Raw genomic sequence first — 18,648 nt, 5'->3', positions numbered from 1 at the left:
TCGTCATCAATCCGGTTTGCGGCTGGCGGCTGGGCCGGGCTTCGGCCCGCGTCCCCGCGACTGTCCCTTGCTGGGTCCTTGCGCCGTATGCCGCGCGGGCTTCGTGAACGCTATGCGCAGATCGTCGAGCATGGTCGCGAAGTCGCGCGAAAGCGCGTCCCTGCGGCCGACCAGCACGTAATCATGATGGGGTTGCATCGATACCGGATCGAGCCGCTTCACCAATTCGCGAAGCCGGCGCCGGATGCGATTGCGCTCGGGGGCGTTGCCGTTCTTTTTGGTAACGGTGAAGCCTATCCGGATCGGGCCAGCGTCGTCGCGACGACGGCTTTGCAGGACGAACGCGGGACTATTCGCCCGCGCGCCATTGGCAACGGCGAGGAAATCCGCTCGCTGCCTCAGCCGATCCATGATGAAATCCCGGAAAAGGGGGTCCGGCTCAGGCGCTCAGACGCTTGCGGCCGCGGGCGCGGCGGGCGGCGAGGACCTTGCGGCCGCCGGCAGTGGCGAGACGAGCACGGAAACCGTGACGGCGCTTGCGCACCAGTTTGCTGGGTTGATAAGTCCGCTTCACGGGTTTTTCTCCGCTGACCGGGCAATTTGCCTGTAGAATTGATGGTAAAGTCCGGAAGATGCGGCCCCAAATGAGCCATTTCCGGCCCCAGAAGAGCCGCTCCCGGTGTCGCACCGGGTCATCGCGGACAATTTGCGCGGCTTATAAGCGAGCGCCTTGTTTTCGTCAACGCCGCAAGACCGCCCAGTTCCGGTGAATATCGCTGTTTCCTTGGGGTTTTTAACCCTTGAGGTGGCGGATAGCGAAATCAGCGCTTACATCCCACCTCGGCAGATTAGCGATCCGTAATTTGACCACCCCCAGGGGCGGGTCGCATCCTCCAAGAGCCAAGCTCTACCAGAAGGCAGCAGGGGCGAATTTCGTGGCAGCGACGGACCTCCAGCAGCCGACCCAGAACGCGGATCAGGACCTGGGTCAGGTCTTGGATCAGGCGCTGGATCGCGATTTGGACCAGCCGGCGACCCGGACGCGCGGGCCGGGAGGGCTCGGCCTGTCCGGCAAGCTGCTGCTGCTGACGGTCCCCCTGGTGATGATCGCGGCCGTCCTGCTCTATGTGCCCGCCATCGCCAACTTCTGGGTCAACCGGCTCAACGACCGCGTCGCGGCGGCCAACACGGCGGCGCTGGTGCTCGATGCGGCGCCGCTCGGCATGGTGCCCGATTCGCTGTCGCGCGAGATCCTGAAGAGCATCAATGCGCGCGCGGTCGCGATCAAGATGGGCCAGCAGCGCCGTCTTCTCGCCAGCGACAATCTGCCTGCCACGATCGAGCACGATGTCGATTTGCGCGACATGACGGTGTGGCAGGCCATCACCGGCTCGTTCCAGATGATGCTGGAGACCGGCAACCAGCCGATCCGCATCGTCGGCCCCGGCGTCGGCAACGCCCAGTTCGTCGAGATCGTGACCGACGAATTACCGCTGCGGCAATCGATGTACCGCTTCTCCCGCAACGTCGTGGTGGTCGCGCTGATCATCGGCATTTTGACCGCCGGCCTCGTCTATCTCGCGCTCCATTATCTCTTTGTCCGGCCGATGCGGCGGCTGACCGCGAGCCTGGTCGGCTTCCACGAAAACCCCGAAAGCTCGGCGCGGATCATCGTGCCGAGCCAGCGCAGCGACGAAATCGGCGTGGCCGAGCGCGAATTGTCCGACATGCAGCGCGACCTGATGTCGATGCTGAATCAGAAGAGCCGGCTCGCCGCGCTCGGCCTTGCCGTCTCCAAGATCAACCATGATTTGCGCAATCTGCTGGCCTCGGCGCAGTTGCTGTCGGATCAGCTCGCCAGCGTGCCCGATCCGCGGGTGCAGCGCTTTGCGCCGAAGCTGGTGCGCTCGCTCGAGCGCGCCATCGCCTTTTGCCAGTCGACGCTGTCCTACGGCCGTGCCCAGGAGGCTGCGCCGGACCGCCGCATGATGCTGATCGAGCCGGTCGTCCTGGAGGTGCGCGAGACCGCGGGTCTTGCCAATGACGTCTCGATCGCCTGGGTCGCCGCGATCGAGCGCGGGCTTTCGGTCGATGCCGACCCCGATCAGCTGTTCCGCGTGCTCCTTAACCTCGTGCGGAATGCCGCGCAGGCGCTGGAGAGCCATGCCTCCGGCGACGGCGGCCCGCAGCAGATCCGGATCACGGGCAAGCGCGAGGGGGCGGTCGCCATCCTCGAGGTCTCCGATACCGGCCCCGGCGTGCCCCAGAAGACCCGGGAGCATCTGTTCGAAGCGTTCCAGACCTCCGGCCGCCCCGGCGGCAGCGGGCTGGGCCTCGCCATCGCGGCCGAGCTCGTCCGCGCCCATGGCGGCGACATCCATCTGGTCGAAGGCACCATCGGCGCCACCTTCCGGATCGTCATCCCCGACCGCCCCGTGGAACTCCTCTCCATCCGCAACGAGCGGCAGCGGGCGTAACTCGGCCAAAGGCCGAGCTGCCCGTCATTCCGGGGCGGCGTTGCGCGCCGAACCCGGAATCCAGAGGTTTTGGCGCGAGATTCCGGGTTCTCGCTTCGCGAGCCCCGGAATGACGGGGGAGAGACCGTCATCTCCGTGCAAAATCTCCCCATCCCGGACCTTGCCAACCGAACCAAGAGCGGTTAGTCAGAGCGCTCTTTCGCACCCCCTCCGGTTTTGCCGGGGGCTGCTTGCGGGCCACGCCCGCGCTGTTTGCGAAAAACGCGCCCGTAGCTCAGCTGGATAGAGCATCAGACTACGAATCTGAGGGTCGGACGTTCGAATCGTTCCGGGCGCGCCAGTTTTCCCCCGTTGCACAACAAAACTGCGGACTGAACCTCGACGGACGGGGCGCACGCGAGCGACGCTGGTCCAGCGGTCTGCGCAATCCGTTCTAAGCGGCCTGGTTTTGCCCTTCGTCGCCGATGAGACGGACCCGGTTGCGGCCGGCGGCCTTGGCGTCATAGAGCGCGATGTCGGCTTCCGCGAACAATTCGACGATCCGCCGGCGGTGCGGGCGGCCAATCAGAGCAGCGCCGATCGAGGCGCTGACTCCCAGGCGAAGACCGTTCCAGAAAAGCGGGCGGCTCAACATCATCACGGTCTGCTGCAACACGTGCCCGATTCGCGCAGGGTTGGTCGGAGCGCGCAGGATGATCGCGAATTCGTCGCCACCGAGCCGGCAGACCAAGCCGGCATCGTGGAAGGCGCGCCGCAAGCGCTGCGCGACCTCGCATAGGCAGGCGTCTCCGGCCAGATGGCCGAATCTATCGTTGAGCTCCTTGAAGCCATCGAGGTCGAGCAGGACGAGTGCCGACGCGGAGCTATGATTCAGGCTGTCGTTGACGACCTCGCGGTAATGGGCCTGAAATTTTGCGCGATTGGCGAGCCCGGTCAGCGGATCGGTTTCGGCTTGCTGTCGCAGGCTCTCGAGCGCCTGTCGGTCGGAGGTGATGTCCTGTTTGGAGCCGAAGATCCGAACCGGCCTTCCGCCCTCCCGCACCGCGTTGATCGAAAGGCGCATCCAGCGCGCTTCACCGCGCCAGGTTCTGATCTCGGCATCGAGCGTGACCGGGCGACCGCTCCGGATGACCTCGGCACGAGCGAGCTCCATGCTGCGCCGGGATTCGTCGATGTAGAGATCAACGATGCTCGTGCGGCGCAGCGGGTTGCTCACTGGATAGCCGAAGATGTCGTAGACGCCCTGGGTCCAGCTCAGGCGCTCCGTCTCGAGTTCGCATTCCCAAGCGCCGATGCGTGCGGCATTCAGAGCCTGATCATAGAGTCGTACGCGAACCTCGTCCGACAAAGTCGAGGCAGCATGGTCTTCTCTCATCGACGATCCGGCAGCATTTGGGTGATTTGGCCCAGGCCCCCAAAAGCTAGGGCTGCTGCGTTAACGAACCCTGTATGCCGGCCTGCATCCGGCGGCTGAACGGACCGCAGCGGCGACTGCCGCCAGGTTGAAGTTCGCCCAGAACGACAAGCGCCTTGTCCAGAATCATATAGTTACTTCAATGGCATATGCGCTCGCGGCGTTGTTCTGAAGGGTGCTGCCGCTTTTGTACCGGACGCTGCGACGAGAGCGTGCGCAGGAGTGTCACCTGCGACGCGATCTAGCCCTCCATCGCCCTTGCCGCCTGCTCCAGGTTCGCCCGCGCAATCACGCGGTGGAACGGCGCGATCACCGCCAGGTAGGTCCGCCCCAGCCGGTTATGGCAATGCACCACCGTCACCACGACGAGCTCCCGGCCACCCGCCGTGCCCGGGCGCAGCAGGATGGCGGCCCGGAAGTCGAGATGCCGGTCGTCCGCGCCCACCACCAACTCGTCCGCACTCCTCGACAGCAGGGGAAAGAAGCCGATCACCGGCCCCCGCGCCGCCGCGGCAGTACCGATCGCGCGAGACGATTTGACGCCGACCGTCGCCATCATCGCATCGCGCAGTCGCGTCAGCGCGCGAATCCACCACGCCGGCCGCTCGAACCCGGCGCGCGCCAGCGCTTCGAGATCGTCATTCGCTCCCGCCGGCAGGTGAACCGCGAACGCATCCAGCAGATCCGCGCCCGCATAACGCGGCGCCAGCAGGCTGTCGGACGGCACGGGTACGGCGTGGGCTTTGAACATGCACGTTGTCCATTGAGCGCGCCGGGATTGCCACCGCCCGAGCCGCAGCGCTAGATCGAGCGGGGCCGCATATTCTTTAGCATGTGATAGGCTCCGGTGTCATAGCGCCACGGCGAAGCAGGACTGTCATCTTCGCCGGTCGCGGCGCGCCAATAGTGATAGTCAGTTTTCCAATGCGCATGATCGATCGCCTGTTCTCCTGCCTCGCTGTGTTGCTCGCAATTGCAGTCGTCCCGGTGCCTCCCGTGCACGCGGCCGAAACCTGCCCGTTCATCAGCGCCCAGCAACTCGCCGGGGCGATGCCGGCGCTCAAATGGTCGCTGATCTCAAATCAGGACGGCCGCGGCTGCATCTACCAGGCCGGGCGCGGCGACACGATGATGCTGTCCGTCTTCCGCAATCCCGACAAGGACCGCGCCAGGGAATTGTACGCGACCTTCGTCAAGACGCTTGGCGAGCGCATGCCGCTCAACGCGGTGTCCGGGATCGGTGACGAAGGCCAGGGCGGAACGAGCGCCGCCGGCGCAGAGCGCCAGGAGGCCTCGGTCGTCGCCCTGTCCGGCGACTACATTCTGCAGATCAGCGTCTATCCGATCGGCCGGCGTGCCGACGACGCACTGCTCGGACCGGTCACCGAAGCCGCGCGCGCCGCCATCGGGAATGTAGGCAAGAGCAGCGAGCGGTTTGGCGATTGCGAATGGCTCACGGCTGCGGATGCCGACGGTTTTCTCGACAAGAGCACGCTGACGCTCCAGCGGACCGGCGCCGGCAGCTGCATGATGTTCGACCGCGAGGCCAACACCATGGCCGTCGCGGTGATCGCGATCTCCCGCGCCACGGTCATCAGCATGATGAAGCGCCCGGGCCCGTGCCAGCATGTGGCGATACCCGAGCTCGGCAGTGAAGCATTCGGCGAGCACTCCTGCACCAAGGGCAACGGCAACGCCGTCAACGTCTTTGTCTGGAAGAACGGCAGGCAGGCTTCGATCCTGTTCGCGCCGGTCAAGCCGCATCCTGAGTCTGGTTCGGTCGTGCACCTGAAGGCGGTTGCCGCGCGAGTCTATGGAAAGCTGTAACGACGCCGCGTGACATTGCCGGCGAGAGCTGCGGCTTGCCACATCTTGCAGGCATGAAAGCCCGTGCGCGTCTCGATCTGATTGCGGCCAGGAGAACGACTCCGCTGTTTCAGGACGGTTTCGTACCCTCAGGAAAATGGTTTCGTCGCGGCTGCGGCAGCCCGTTGCGCCCGACGGCCGTTCAATAGCCTCGTGAATTCTTTTGGATCGCTGGACTCGTTGCATTGAACCGGCTGCACCGCAGAACGACCAACCCCTGCCATTGAAAATCGATTTGGAGGTTGGAATGAAAGGACGTGCTTTGTTGATCGCGCTCGCTGGCTTCACCCTTGTGCCGGCGGTCAATTCTTCCGCGGCGCCGCTTACATATGGCACCTATTACGATGAGACTGCGTCGTCGGGTCCGTGCTTCGCGAGCACCTGCAACGTGTATTTCAGCCAGACGCCGGCGGACAAGCTGTTGATGATCAGGAAAATCAACTGTGTCTTCGGCGGTTCGGTCGCCGCGCAGCAGGCTGTTTTGGAGATCGCCACGCAATTTCACGGTGCGCCCATCCAGCGATTTTTGGCCTTGCCAATGCCGCAGGCGCAAGTCACCGGGGGAACCTTTACGACGAGCGTCGAGTCCCAAGCGGATTGGCTCGTCGGACAATCCAGATTTCCGTTCGTCGTGGTCAGCACCTTCACGAATGCAAGCACCATAAATGCGTCATGCACCCTGCGAGGGGACCTGATTGATCCCATCCAGTGAACCGCCTGAGTTACGGTGACAGCACCGGACCGTCACAGTAGTTCCCGGCTGCCGTTGCGCGTTGCCGGTCGGGGACGAGCGCACATTTGTGGTTCTTCGAGGCGCGGTTCGGTCCGGCACGCACCATCGCGGTTCAGAGGACTGGCGCTTCCGGGGCTGCGGAAGCCGGCGCGATCCGGCGATCGGTGATGGATGTCTCGCACGCTTCGAGTTGCGTGATCCGGCTCTGCAGCCGTGCGGCTTCTCCGGACAGCCAGTGAAGCTCGGCGGACATATCCACCAATTCGGCTTGCTCTGATTTATCAAGGGTGCGCTTCGCGCGCCGCTCGCACTCGTCGGCCTTCATCCGAAACAACTCGATCGCCCTGATCATCGGTCTCTCCTGCCGGTCGCATTCACAAGCTTCGTTCATGGGCACCGAAACGCAATTCGGTGATGTTCCCAGCCGGAAAAACACGGGAGATGCCGGTTAACGAATGGGTAAGGCTCTCCGGTGGCCTCACATCGCAACAATGGTCGCTGCGTGCGGCGGAATCTTTGTCGGAGATCAAGCCCACGGGCGAATGGCGCCGTAGTTTGTGTCCAGACAAAGAGCTGTCGATCGTCACGGCGTAGGGAGTGTCGAGCGGCAACGTCGTCCAGGGCGCTGCACATCGCGCCGGGGACGCCCGGTCGCGGCTCTCGTTCCTCTGAGACGGAGATCGTCATGTTCGAGAAGTTTGGAAGCATCGCCGTGGTCCTTGCGGCCGCTTTGGCGTTCATCGGCTCCGCGCCGACACTCGCCGATCATGCCGACATCGTCGTCAGTCAGGCCTGGAGCCGCGCCACGCCGAAGGGCGCGAAGGTTGCGGGCGGCTACCTCACCATCGAGAATCGCGGCGCCACGGCGGACCGTCTTCTGTCCGCCGCCAGCCCGGCCGCCACCAGCGTCGAGATCCATCAGATGACGATGCAGGATGGCATCATGACGATGCGTCCGCTCGAGCAGGGTCTGACGATTCCGCCGGACGAGATCGTCACGCTCGCGCCGGGTGGCAACCACATCATGTTCATCGGGTTGACCGCGCCCTTCGAGGAGGGGCAGCGGATCCCGGTCACGTTGAACTTTCAGCGTTCGGGAAAGATTGAGACCACCTTTGATGTCGGCAGTGTCGGCGCCAAGGGCCCCAGGCTCCAGATCGCCTCGACCGAAGCCGCGTCGCCGGCATTGCCTCCGGCGCAGAAGACGAACGCTGCTCCATCGACCGACGAACCCTTCTTCACGCATATCTGCGGCACGCGCGTGATGGCCGATGTGACCGTCACGCCCGGTCGGACCGGTCCCGTCGAGGTGTCGGTTCAGCTCTACGACGGCGATGAACAGCCGCTGACCGTCGATGCGCTGTCGGTGACGTTGGCCAATCCCGACAAGAACATCGCGCCAGTGACCGCATCCGCGACGCGGATCGCAGCCGACAAATGGCGCGTCAGCATGACGACCGCGGCAAGCGGGAAGTGGTCGCTGGCGCTCGGCATCGACATGAAGAAAGACGACCGCATCGATATCGCCGCGCCGATCCTCATCGAGTAATGCAGACTTTTGGAAACCACATGATGCCTGTTTCGCTCTCCGTTCCCAGTTCCGAGCCGGCCAACCAGCGAGCGTCGCTGCTGACCGCACTCGTCTATCCCCAGAACCAGTATCCCGCTGCCACGTTCGCGGCGCTCGTGGCGGCCTGCCGAGGACGCGGGCTCTCGCTGGCCGGCGTGCTGCAGCACATCATCGACGCAACACCGGAGCGGCGCTGCGACGTGGTGCTCGAGGACCTTGCCACCGGTCGGCGGACGCCGATCTTCGAAGATCGCGGCGCGGGCGCCGCCGGCTGCCGGCTCGACGAGGGAGCCCTCGCGGACGTCGCGGTCCGCATCGAAAAGAGTCTCGAGGCATCACCGGACGTCCTGGTTCTCAACAAGTTCGGCAAGGCCGAGTGCGAGGGAGAAGGACTGCTCGATCTCATTGCCGCAGCCATCGAGCGGAACATCGTGGTCGTGATCGGTGTGCCCCAGGGCAATCTGCCGGCATGGCGCAGTTTTGCCGGCGATCTCGCAACCGAGCTTGGCGCCGACCTCGCCGAGGTCGAACGATGGGCGCAGGGGATACGCCGCTCAACGGCGCCGACGTCGACGAACGTCCTGTCTTGCTGATGGATGTGGCCGTGCCGGCCCTACACGACTTCGACGGTCGTCGCCTCGAACTGGGTGCCGGCGCTACGATGGCGGGCGAGCACCTCGGCGGGCAGCTCCACGACCTCGTTTTGCGCGGTGCTGTCCAGCATTGCGTGAACGCGCTGGCGCGACGCCGCCAGCACGGCCGGATCGAGCCTGCCGGAATCGACGCCGTCGATGATCGATCGGGCGAGGAAGCGGGCGCGTTCGGTGTCGGTCAGATGCGAGCAGATCATCAGCATGTCGTTGCCGGCCGCCATGAAGCGCGCGCCGGAATCCGGCGCGTCGAGCCGGCCCGCCATCGCGCGCATGCCGACGTCGTCGGACACGATCACGCCGCGGAAATCCATCGCCTCGCGCAACAGCCCTTGCGTGATCGCGCGCGACAGCGTGACGGGATCGTTGGGGTCGAGCTTCCTGTAGAGAATGTGGGACGTCATCATCATCCCGATGCCGCCCTCGATCGCGGCGGCAAACGGCTTTAGCTCGCGCGCTTTGATCTGGTCGAGGTCGAGATCGAGCACCGGCAATTCGTGATGCGAATCCACCTGCGTGTCGCCATGCCCGGGGAAGTGCTTGCCGCAGGCCCGCACGCCCTGGCGCTCCATCGCCCTGGTGAACGGAAGCATCGACTTGATGACGTCGTCGGCCGTGCGGCCAAAGGCACGCTCGCCGATCACGGGATTGGCGGGGTTGCTGTGAATGTCGAGCACCGGCGCAAAATTCAGGTTGCAGCCGAGCGAGGCGAGCTCGACGCCCATGGCGTCGCCGACCTGCTCCGCGGTTCCGGCCCAGCGCGCTGCATAGGAAAAGCGCGTGATCGGCGGCGGCGTGCGGCACACGCGGCCGCCTTCATGATCGATGGCGATGAACTGCTTGTCGCGCTGCGAGGCATCGCGGATCGCGGCGATCAGGTCCCGGTGGATCGCCAGCCAGTCCCGATAGGGCAGATCGTGACGAAAATTGCTCTTGTAGAGGATGACGCCCGCCGGCTTGAGATCGCGCAGCAGCGCGCGATCGCGGTCGTCGAGGACGCTGGTCGGCCGAAGCCCGAGGAAGAAATGGTCGCCGACCGTTGCAAGAAGGGAATCGCTCATCCGCCAGTGCCGCCACAGATTGTTTCGGTTGAGTGAGATGGAGCTGGACGCAACGCGAACAATCAGCCCCTGCGCGAGCCGTCGCGTGGCCCGCTTCGTCATCGCAATATTTCAAATTTCCTCAACGGAATCAATCGTCAAAATCCGGTCGCTGTGGCGGGCCGTTGCGGCGGGCGCGACAGCTCATTTGCCGACCGTCACCCAGGCCTGCGCCTTCTTCCTTCCGCCATTCCGCATCGAGGCGGTTGGGGGCGTCCTTTGCCGCATGAGCCCCGGCGGCGTGCCGATCATCGTACTGTCATCGTCCCGTCATTCCCGCTCTACTGATCGCTGCTCCCTTCGCCGCGCATCGTGGAGATTGAAATGCATCTGACTGAGACAATGTCGTCCGGCCGCCGGTCGCTCCTGAAGGGTCTTTTGGCCGGAGCGGTAGCCCCGTTCGAGGCACCGGCGTTTGCCGCCGAAAGCCTCCCGGCGGCGCCGACCGGTTCGGCCGCCGCCATCGCCACGGACAAGTCCTATTGGGCCGCCGTGAAGAGGCTCTATGCCGTGACGCCTGACGTCGTCAATTTCGAGAACGGCTATTGGGGCATCATGCCCGAGCCTGTGCGGCGCGAGTTCATCCGCCAGTCCGACATGATCAATTATCAGAACACGTTTTACGCGCGACAGCGCGCGGGCGCCGACTTCGAGGCTGTGCGCGTAAAGGTGGCGGAGGCGGTCGGTGCTGCGCCCGACGAGATCGCGCTCACTCGCGGTGCGACCGAAGCGTTGCAGCTCCTCATCGGCGGCTACAACAGGCTGAAGCCCGGCGACGGCGTGCTCTATGCCGACCTCGACTATGATTCGATGCAGTATGCGATGAACGCGCTGAAGGCGCGCCGCGGCGTCGATGTGGTCAAGTTCGACGTGCCGGAGCCCGCCAGCCGCCAGGCCGTGCTGGACGCCTATGCCCGCACCATCGAGGCGAACCCGACGACGCGACTGCTCCTGCTGACCCATGTCAGCCACCGCACCGGCTTCGTCATGCCGGTCGCCGAGATCGCCCGCATGGCGAAGGCCAGGGGCATCGACACCATCGTCGATGCCGCGCATTCCTGGGGACAGATCGACTTCCGCGTCAATGAGCTCGAGTCCGATTTCGTCGGCTTCAATTTGCACAAATGGATCGGCGCGCCGCTGGGCGTGGGCTTCCTCTACATCAGGAAGGACCGCCTCGCGGCCATCGACCGCGACATGGGCGACGAGGACTTTGCCGAGACCGATATCCGCTCGCGGGTTCACACCGGCACGGTCAATTTCGCCACGGTGCTGACGGTGCCCACGGCGCTGGCGCTGCATCAGCAGGTCGGCGCCGCGGCCAAGCAGGCCCGCCTGCGATACTTGCGCGACTATTGGGTGAGCCGCGCCCGCGGCTTCAAGGACCTCGAGATCCTGACGCCGGATGAGACAGGCTCCTATGGTGCCATCACGTCCTTCCGCCTCGCCGGCAAGACCAGCAAGGCCGACAACGAGGCGATCGTCGCGAAGCTCCGCGACAGCCACAAGATCATGACGGTGCGCCGGGCCGGCGTCGCCAAGGGCCAATGCATCCGCGTAACGCCGGCCCTCTTCACCGACGAGGCCGATCTCGACCGCCTCGTCGAGGCGTTGGCCGTCGTCACCGGGACGAAGACGGGGTGAACTCTGGAAGCGGCGGCGAGCGCGTCAGCTGCGCTTGATAGATTGGATCAAGTCCCAGCGGTTGCCGTAGAGATCCTCGAAAACCGCCACGACGCCATAGGCCTCGTGTCGTGGCGTCTCGACGAAGCGCACACCGGCAGCGATCATGCGCGCATGATCTCGCTCGAAATCATCCGTTTCCAGGAACAGGAAGACGCGCCCTCCGGTCTGGTCGCCGATGCGCGCCGTCTGCTGTGGGCCGTCCGCGCGCGCCAGCAGCAGGCCAGAGCCAAAATTGCCACGCGGTCGCACCACCACCCAGCGTTTGCCGCCACCAAGGGGAGTGTCCTCGCAAAGCTCGAAATCCAAAGCGCGCGTGAAGAAGGCGATCGCTTCATCATAATCCGCGACCGCGAGACTGACGAGGGACAGATGCTGATTCATCGCGCGACCCGGCGAACTCAGCTTACGTCGTGCACGTAGCGCATGCCGATCGCGAGCCGATTCCAGACATTGATCATGCCGATGAGGATGGTGAGATCGGCGATCTCCTTGTCGGTGAACTGCTTCTTCAGCTCTTCATAGTCCGCATCCGGCGCGCGCGTCGCGGCGATGTTGGTGAGCGCCTCGGTCCAGGCCAGTGCGGCGCGTTCGGCCAGCGAATAGAGCGGCGATTCACGCCAGGCATCGAGAAGGTAGAGCCGCTGCTCGCTTTCGCCATGCTTGCGCGCATCCCTGCTGTGGACGTCAAGGCAATAAGCACAGCCATTGATCTGAGAGGCGCGCATCTTCACGAGCTCGATCAAGCCTCTCGGCAGCCCGCATTTGTGGATGTAGGCCTCAACCGCGCGCAGCGCTGCGTAGCCCTCGGGGGCGATCTGCGCGGGTAACAGTCGGTCGGCATGCATATCTCTGTCCTCTTGAACGCCGGCTTAGCGCCATCCCAGCGCCGGCGCGACGTTCTTCAGGATCGCTTCGATCGCATGCGCGCAATAGTCCACGCCGAGCTGGTTCGGGATGGTCAGCAGCAGCGTATCGGCCTCGGCGATCGCCTCGTCCTGCCTGAGCTGCTCGATCAGTACATCCGGCTCGGCAGCATAGGAGCGGCCGAAGATCGCGCGGGTGCGCGGATCGATGAAGCCGATCTGGTCCTCGCCGCCCCGCTCGCCGCCGAAATAGGCGCGGTCGCGATCGTTCATCAGGGCAAAGATGCTGCGGCTGACGGAGACGCGGGGTTCGCGGCTATGGCCGGCCTCCTTCCAAGCGGCACGATAGGCGCGGATCTGCGCGGCCTGTTGCACGTGAAAGGCCTCGCCGGTCTCGTCGTTCTTCAGCGTCGAACTCTGCAAATTCATGCCGAGCTTTGCCGCCCACACCGCGGTGGCGGTTCGAACCGGCGCCCCACCAGATCCGTTCGCGCAAGCCCGCCGAATGGGGTTCGAGCCGCAACATGCCCGGCGGATTCGGAAACATCGGCTGCGGATTGGGCTCGGCAAAGCCTTCGCCGCGCAGCAGGTCGAGAAACACCTCGGCATGGCGCCGGCCCATGTCGGCATCGCTCTGGCCCTCGGCCGGCCGGTAGCCGAAATAGCGCCAGCCATCGATCACCTGCTCGGGCGAGCCGCGGCTGATGCCGAGCTGCAGCCGCCCGCCGGCGATGAGGTCGGCGCTTCCCGCGTCCTCCACCATGTAGAGCGGGTTCTCGTAGCGCATGTCGATCACGGCCGTGCCGATCTCGATCGTGCTCGTCCTCGCGCCGACGGCGGCAAGCAACGGGAAGGGCGAGGCCAGCTGCCGCGCGAAATGGTGCACACGGAAATAGGCGCCATCCGCGCCGAGCTGCTCGGCTGCGACCGCCAGCTCGATCGATTGCAGCAGCGTGTCCCCGGCCGAACGCGTCTGCGATTGCGGCGAGGGTGTCCAGTGTCCGAAGGACAGGAATCCGATTTTCTTCATGGGTTATCTATGGATGCTGTGGAGCGGTTCGTCTGCTGACATTCAGGTGAGACGGACGATGCGGACGGGAAAGCGCGCGAGCCCCGATGATGTCATCATGCGCCTGTTTTGCCCGACGGGTCAAGTGATTTACGGATTTTCGGAAAAATTATGATCGAGCAGCAAGCTCGGGCGCGACGGCGATTCATCCCGATCTCATTGCGCTTCAAGCCTTCGATTTCGCTAATCCCGGTTACTGTGCATGGGGTTGTTTTCGAGATTTTGCCGGGGATGGGGCGTCAAGCCGAGCCTGATCGCTCTCGCCCGCTACTTCATCAACCGCACGCCCTTGGTCGTGAACTTCTGCGTCTTGCCGCCGGGACGAACGGGACGCTTGGTGCCGGCGGCCTTGCCGGTGCCGGGCGGCTGGTGCGCTGGGACCAACTGATGCGGCTGCGATCCGATCAGGTCGCGGCGGCCCATCTCGATCAAGGCCTCGCGCAGCACCGGCCAATTGTCGGGGTCGTGATAGCGCAGGAACGCCTTGTGCAGGCGGCGCTGCCGCAGGCCCTTGATCGCCTCGACCTTGTCGCTGCCGCCGTGGCGCACGCCGCGCAGCGGATTGACGCCGGTGTGGTACATCGCGGTCGCCGTCGCCATCGGTGAGGGCAGGAAGGTCTGCACCTGATCGGCGCGATAGCGGTTCTTCTTGAGCCAGAGCGCGAGGTTCATCATGTCCTCGTCGGTCGTGCCCGGATGCGCCGCGATGAAATAAGGGATCAGGTAATATTTCTTGCCGGCCCGCTCGGCGGCTTCGTCGAACATCCGCTTGAACTTGTTGTAGGCGCCGATGCCCGGCTTCATCATCTTGTCGAGCGGACCGCGCTCGGTGTGCTCGGGTGCGATCTTCAGGTAACCGCCGACGTGATGGGTGACGAGCTCCTTGATGTATTCGAGGCTCTCGACCGCGAGGTCGTAGCGCACGCCCGAGGCGACCATCACCTTCTTGATGCCCTTGGTCTCGCGTACCTTGCGATAGAGCCGGATGAGATCGTCATGCGAGGTGTTGAGGTTCGGGCAGATCTCGGGGAAGACGCAGGACGGCCGCCGGCACGCGGCCTCGACCTTCGGGTCCTTGCACGCCATCCGGTACATGTTGGCGGTCGGGCCGCCGATGTCGGAGATGACGCCGGTGAAGCCCGGTGTCTTGTCGCGGATCTTCTCGATCTCGCGCAGGATCGAGCCTTCCGACCGGTTCTGGATGATGCGGCCCTCGTGCTCGGTGATCGAGCAGAAGGTGCAGCCGCCAAAGCAGCCGCGCATGATCGTCACCGAGAACTTGATCATGTCCCACGCCGGGATCTTCGCCTCGCCATAGGACGGATGCGGCGCGCGGGCGTAGGGAAGGTCGTAGACCGCGTCCATCTCTTCGCTGGTGAGCGGGATCGGCGGCGGGTTGAGCCAGAGATCGCGATCGCCGTGACGCTGCACCAGCGGCCGCGCATTGCCGGGATTGCTCTCCCGATGCAGCACGCGTGAGGCGCGGGCATAGGCATCCTTGTCCTGCTCGACCTGCTCCAGCGCCGGCAGCCGGATCACGGTCGCGCCTTTCTGGCGCGTCGCGCCCTCGTCGGCGGAATCGAGATCGTCGGCGTGCAGCTCGCTATAGTCTTCGGGCACGCGGCGGAACAGCGCGACGCCGCGGATGTCGTCGAGCGCGCGCGGCGCTTCACCGGCGGCGAGCCGCTGCGCGACTTCGACGACGGCGCGCTCGGCATTGCCGTAAAGCAGGAGGTCGGCCTTGGCGTCAGCCAGCACCGAGCGGCGCACCTTGTCCGACCAGTAATCGTAATGCGCGATCCGGCGCAGCGAGGCCTCGATGCCGCCGAGTACGATCGGGGTGTCCTTAAAAGCCTCGCGGCAGCGCTGGGCATAGACGATGGTGCAGCGGTCGGGCCGCTTGCCGCCTTCGCCGCCGGCCGTGTAGGCGTCGTCGCTGCGCAGGCGGCGATCCGCGGTGTAGCGGTTCACCATGGAGTCCATGTTGCCGCCGGTGACGCCGAAGAACACTTTTGGCTTGCCTAACGCCTTGAACGGCTCGGCCGACTGCCAGTCCGGCTGCGCGATGATGCCGACCCGGAAACCTTGCGCCTCGAGCAGCCGGCCGATGATGGCCATGCCAAAGCTCGGATGGTCGACATAGGCGTCCCCAGTCACCAGCACGATGTCGCAGGCATCCCAGCCGAGCGCGTCCATCTCGGCGCGGCTCATGGGGAGGAACGGCGCCGGCTTGCGCGGGCGCGCCTGGGCCATCAGGGGCTGTGGGGCGGCGATGATCTGGGTGTCCATGGCGCACAGGCATAGGACTCCGGGCCCGCGAATACAACCGACGGGGGCGTGAAAGATCGCGGTTCCGTGAGGTTGCGGGGCGGGTGCGTTGACCGTTCGCCAGCGCCCGGAGCTGTGTGATGCCGTCCACATACCGGCCGGCCGCACTTCGGCACCCTCTCACCCGTTTCAAGGGAGGTATCCATGTTATTTCTGATCGACGCGCTGCTGATCCTGGCGATGTTGTTTTTCCTGTTTCTGCCGATCTGCGATCGCAGGACGGTGCAGATGCGGCTCTGCATGGTCTGCGCGCTGCTGGTGGTGTTCTCGGTCTCGGTTGCGCGCACCCCAGTCGCGCCGGTGCTGCTCGCGAGCCTCGCCTCGCCTCCCGGAGCAGTGCGCTTGCCGCAGATGCATGTCAGCGATCCGTCTTCCGGCTCCTCACCGCGGCCGGCATTTTGGGGACACTGATCGAGCCGGCGACGGCCTGCCCAAACAGTTCCATCCTCGTGCGCCGCGGTTCATCCATAGGAACCATCCACCATCGCGAACATTCTGGCTTAAGGGATCGGCGCGAGCCGTGCTCGCGTGCGCCCGTGTCCGGGATCCGGACTGCTTCGATATTCGCCTCGGGCGATGGGGGAGCTGTGAGTACAGTCATAGAGAATTTGCTGTCACGGAAGCAGAAGCTCGTGGAACAGCTCGAGAAGGCGGAATCGGTCGAGGATCGCGACAAGATCGAGCATCAGCTCGAACAGATCAACACCGCGCTGGATTTCTTGGACAGACCGGGATCGGCAGGCGCGCGATAGAACCGCTCAATTCACTTTCAGGGCTTTGGCGTAGACCAGACCCGAATTGGTGATATGCGTCGTCATTGCCGCTTCGAACGCCGAAAACTCGCCACGTGCGAACAGATCGAGCAGCTTGCGGTGCTCGTCGAATGACGAGCGGGTGCGCACGTCGATCGGCGAGGTCAGATTGGTGCGGAGCGCGGCGACCCGGCCCGAGACGAGTTGGTAGGATTCGGCGAGATAGCGGTTGCCGCAATGTGCGAACAAGCCCTCGTGAAAGGCGGCGTCGGCACGTCCATAGGCAACGTTGTCCCTGGCCTCGACCGCCGGCTCCATCGCCGCGATCGCATCGCTCATGGTCGCGATCGCGCCATAGCGGTCGTGGCGAAAGGCAAGCTCCGCGGCCTTCGGTTCGAGCGCGATGCGGAAGGTGCAGAGCGCGGCAATGTCCTCGGCGCTCGGCGTGAACACAAAGCTGCCGACCTGCGGCCTGATCACCACGAGCCCCTGCGCCTGCAACTGGCCCATCGCCTCGCGCACCGGCGTGCGGCTGACGCCGAAAGAATTGGCCACCATCTCCTCGGAGATGGTAGCGCCGAGCGCAAACTCGCCGTCGATGATCGCCTGCCGCAATCGCAGCATCACCCGTTGCGACAGCGATTTCGGCGCATCGAGCTTGAGCGATCGCATCGGCGCTCTCAGATCACCTTGCCGGGGTTGAGCAGATGATCGGGATCGAGTGCGGCCTTCAGCGTCCGCATCAAGGCGATCTCGGGCTCGCTGCGGGCGTGGCCCAGCCACTTCTTCTTCAGCGTGCCGATGCCGTGCTCGGCGGAGACACTGCCGCCCATGTCGCGGACGAGGCCGTAGATGATCGTGTCCATCGCTTCCTTTGGCTGCTGCTCGACGGGAAGGCCCGTGACCCAGGAGACGAGGTGCAGATTGCCGTCGCCGATATGGCCGTAATAGACGCTCTCGCAGCCCTTGATGCCGGAAGCCAGCGCCGCCTTGCAGCGCGCGGCGAACTCGTCCATCCGCGCCACCGCAAGGCCGATGTCATAGGAGATGTGCGGGCCCAGCACCTGGCCGAACTCGGCGCAGATGTCGCGCACGCGCCAGAACGCCTGCGTCTGCGCCAGCGATTGCGCCACGGCGGCATCAGTGAGCAGCCCGCGCTCCATCAACTCTTCGAGCCAGGCCTGGAAGCGCGGCGCATCGACGCTCTCGTCGGTGCCTTGCGCCTCGACCAGCACGTAAAGGCCGAGGCCGGCGGCGACTGGCGGCTTGACGCCGGCGCGGGTCGTGATCACGTCCCAATAATCGGGCCACATCACCTCGAACGCCGACAGCAGCGGGCCGAGCCCGCTGCGTGCGGCATCGAGCAGCGCAATCACGGCGGCATAGTCCTTCAGCGCACAGAGCGCGGCCATGGTCGAGCGCGGCTTTGGAAATAGCCGAAGCACCACGCGGGTGATGATGCCGAGCGTGCCTTCCGAGCCGATGAAGAGATGCTTCAGGTCATAGCCGGCGTTGTTCTTCATCAGCTTGTTGAGGCTGGTGATGACGGTGCCGTCGGGCAGCACCACTTCGAGACCGAGCACCAGCTCTCGCGTCATGCCGTAGCGAATGACGCGGTTGCCGCCGGCGTTGGTGGAGAGATTGCCGCCGATCGCGCAGGAGCCACGCGAGCCGAGATCGAGCGGAAAGAAGAAGCCGGCTTCGTCCGCGGCCTTCTGGATCGTCTCCAGCGGCGTGCCTGATTTCACCGTCATCGTCATCGAAGCGCGGTCGATCTCCTCGATGCCGGCCATGCGCTCCAGCGAGATCGCAACCCAGCCCGCTTCAGGCGCGGCGCCGCGGCAGAGGCCAGTCAGGCCGCCTTGCGGCACGAATGGCAGGCGCGCCTGCCGGCAGGTCAGGATCGCATCGGCAACGCCCTGCGCATCGAGCGGGCGGATCACCGCCAGCGGCGTTTGCGGCAGGCTCGCGCTCCAGTCGTTGCAATTGCGCGCGGGCACGTCGCTGCCGGTCAGAACGGCTGCGGCGCCAAGCTTGTCGCGCAACGCAGCGAGCAATGGCTCGGGCTGACCGACGGGGGTCACCATGTTCATGCGAGACCTCCTCTCAATTTGGCTGCGCCTCATGCGCGCCGTGAGGG

General features: G+C 64.9%; 19 protein-coding genes, 1 tRNA gene and 1 pseudogene. 9 read left to right on the top strand and 12 right to left on the bottom strand.

The genetic code is table 11. The features are described 5' to 3' along the window. Positions 1-6 precede the first annotated feature (6 nt). Complete coding sequence (rnpA, locus tag JQ587_RS20805; protein ID WP_212426476.1) at positions 7-411, bottom strand: ribonuclease P protein component; 405 nt, start codon at positions 409-411, stop codon at positions 7-9. A gap of 28 nt (positions 412-439) precedes the next feature. After that, positions 440-574, bottom strand: coding sequence for a 50S ribosomal protein L34 (gene rpmH / locus JQ587_RS20800; RefSeq protein ID WP_008542748.1), 135 nt, complete (start codon positions 572-574; stop codon positions 440-442). Between the two features lie 361 nt (positions 575-935). Between rpmH and JQ587_RS20795 the strand changes: the two genes are divergently transcribed. Both JQ587_RS20795 and JQ587_RS20790 read left to right on the top strand, forming a co-directional pair. Continuing rightward, positions 936-2,477 (top strand): sensor histidine kinase, encoded by a 1,542-nt coding sequence (locus tag JQ587_RS20795; protein ID WP_212298628.1) that lies wholly within the window; start codon positions 936-938, stop codon positions 2,475-2,477. A 263-nt stretch (positions 2,478-2,740) separates the two neighbouring features. Further along, positions 2,741-2,817, top strand: a tRNA-Arg gene (locus JQ587_RS20790). A gap of 93 nt (positions 2,818-2,910) precedes the next feature. Here JQ587_RS20790 and JQ587_RS20785 read toward each other — a convergent pair. Continuing rightward, the gene (locus tag JQ587_RS20785; protein WP_212298627.1) at positions 2,911-3,852 is read right to left on the bottom strand and encodes a sensor domain-containing diguanylate cyclase; all 942 of its coding nucleotides are present in this window, start codon (positions 3,850-3,852) and stop codon (positions 2,911-2,913) included. A 280-nt stretch (positions 3,853-4,132) separates the two neighbouring features. Then, positions 4,133-4,642: a DUF2867 domain-containing protein gene (locus JQ587_RS20780; RefSeq protein WP_212426475.1), complete on the bottom strand. Its 510-nt coding sequence runs from the start codon at positions 4,640-4,642 to the stop codon at positions 4,133-4,135. 173 nt (positions 4,643-4,815) lie between these two features. On the opposite strand from JQ587_RS20780, the gene JQ587_RS20775 reads away from it, so the two are divergent. Both JQ587_RS20775 and JQ587_RS20770 read left to right on the top strand, forming a co-directional pair. Further along, positions 4,816-5,718 carry a hypothetical protein gene (locus JQ587_RS20775; RefSeq protein ID WP_212426474.1) on the top strand — a complete coding sequence of 301 codons (903 nt, stop codon included), beginning with the start codon at positions 4,816-4,818 and terminating at the stop codon, positions 5,716-5,718. Positions 5,719-6,004: 286 nt separating this feature from the next. Beyond that, positions 6,005-6,469 carry a hypothetical protein gene (locus JQ587_RS20770; RefSeq protein ID WP_212426473.1) on the top strand — a complete coding sequence of 155 codons (465 nt, stop codon included), beginning with the start codon at positions 6,005-6,007 and terminating at the stop codon, positions 6,467-6,469. A 133-nt stretch (positions 6,470-6,602) separates the two neighbouring features. Here the strand turns inward: JQ587_RS20770 and JQ587_RS20765 are convergent, their stop codons facing one another. Beyond that, a complete protein-coding gene (locus JQ587_RS20765) occupies positions 6,603-6,842 on the bottom strand; it encodes a hypothetical protein (protein WP_212426472.1) in 240 nt (79 codons plus the stop codon). A 333-nt stretch (positions 6,843-7,175) separates the two neighbouring features. On the opposite strand from JQ587_RS20765, the gene JQ587_RS20760 reads away from it, so the two are divergent. Then, a complete protein-coding gene (locus tag JQ587_RS20760) occupies positions 7,176-8,039 on the top strand; it encodes a copper chaperone PCu(A)C (RefSeq protein WP_212426471.1) in 864 nt (287 codons plus the stop codon). 20 nt (positions 8,040-8,059) lie between these two features. Then, complete coding sequence (locus JQ587_RS20755) at positions 8,060-8,653, top strand: DUF2478 domain-containing protein (protein WP_249154410.1); 594 nt, start codon at positions 8,060-8,062, stop codon at positions 8,651-8,653. A 20-nt stretch (positions 8,654-8,673) separates the two neighbouring features. Here JQ587_RS20755 and JQ587_RS20750 read toward each other — a convergent pair whose 3' ends face one another. Beyond that, positions 8,674-9,771, bottom strand: coding sequence for a glycoside hydrolase family 3 protein (locus JQ587_RS20750; RefSeq protein WP_212426470.1), 1,098 nt, complete (start codon positions 9,769-9,771; stop codon positions 8,674-8,676). Positions 9,772-10,134: 363 nt separating this feature from the next. Between JQ587_RS20750 and JQ587_RS20745 the strand changes: the two genes are divergently transcribed. Next, the gene (locus JQ587_RS20745) at positions 10,135-11,454 is read left to right on the top strand and encodes an aminotransferase class V-fold PLP-dependent enzyme (protein ID WP_212426469.1); all 1,320 of its coding nucleotides are present in this window, start codon (positions 10,135-10,137) and stop codon (positions 11,452-11,454) included. Positions 11,455-11,478: 24 nt separating this feature from the next. On the opposite strand, the gene JQ587_RS20740 is transcribed toward JQ587_RS20745, so the two are convergent. From JQ587_RS20740 to JQ587_RS20725, 4 genes and pseudogenes are all read right to left on the bottom strand, one after another. After that, a complete protein-coding gene (locus JQ587_RS20740) occupies positions 11,479-11,877 on the bottom strand; it encodes a VOC family protein (protein WP_212426468.1) in 399 nt (132 codons plus the stop codon). A 17-nt stretch (positions 11,878-11,894) separates the two neighbouring features. Further along, a complete protein-coding gene (locus JQ587_RS20735) occupies positions 11,895-12,341 on the bottom strand; it encodes a carboxymuconolactone decarboxylase family protein (RefSeq protein ID WP_212426467.1) in 447 nt (148 codons plus the stop codon). Positions 12,342-12,365: 24 nt separating this feature from the next. Continuing rightward, a pseudogene (locus tag JQ587_RS20730) lies at positions 12,366-13,389 on the bottom strand (LLM class flavin-dependent oxidoreductase). Positions 13,390-13,695: 306 nt separating this feature from the next. After that, positions 13,696-15,717, bottom strand: coding sequence for a YgiQ family radical SAM protein (locus JQ587_RS20725; protein ID WP_212426466.1), 2,022 nt, complete (start codon positions 15,715-15,717; stop codon positions 13,696-13,698). 183 nt (positions 15,718-15,900) lie between these two features. Here JQ587_RS20725 and JQ587_RS20720 point away from each other — a divergent pair, with 183 nt between their 5' ends. Together JQ587_RS20720 and JQ587_RS20715 are read left to right on the top strand one after the other, a co-directional pair. Continuing rightward, positions 15,901-16,167 carry a hypothetical protein gene (locus tag JQ587_RS20720; protein WP_212426465.1) on the top strand — a complete coding sequence of 89 codons (267 nt, stop codon included), beginning with the start codon at positions 15,901-15,903 and terminating at the stop codon, positions 16,165-16,167. Positions 16,168-16,343: 176 nt separating this feature from the next. Continuing rightward, positions 16,344-16,508, top strand: a complete 165-nt coding sequence (locus JQ587_RS20715) for a hypothetical protein (RefSeq protein ID WP_212298611.1) — start codon at positions 16,344-16,346, stop codon at positions 16,506-16,508. Between the two features lie 6 nt (positions 16,509-16,514). On the opposite strand, the gene JQ587_RS20710 is transcribed toward JQ587_RS20715, so the two are convergent. Together JQ587_RS20710 and JQ587_RS20705 are read right to left on the bottom strand one after the other, a co-directional pair. Next, positions 16,515-17,180, bottom strand: coding sequence for a GntR family transcriptional regulator (locus tag JQ587_RS20710; RefSeq protein WP_212426464.1), 666 nt, complete (start codon positions 17,178-17,180; stop codon positions 16,515-16,517). Positions 17,181-17,188: 8 nt separating this feature from the next. After that, complete coding sequence (locus tag JQ587_RS20705; protein ID WP_212426463.1) at positions 17,189-18,601, bottom strand: FAD-binding oxidoreductase; 1,413 nt, start codon at positions 18,599-18,601, stop codon at positions 17,189-17,191. Positions 18,602-18,648: the final 47 nt, after the last annotated feature.

It is taken from the genome of Bradyrhizobium manausense (assembly GCF_018130615.1).
In the GTDB taxonomy this organism is placed as follows: Bacteria; Pseudomonadota; Alphaproteobacteria; order Rhizobiales; family Xanthobacteraceae; genus Bradyrhizobium; species Bradyrhizobium manausense_A.
This window is presented reverse-complemented; position numbering and strand designations above follow the sequence as displayed.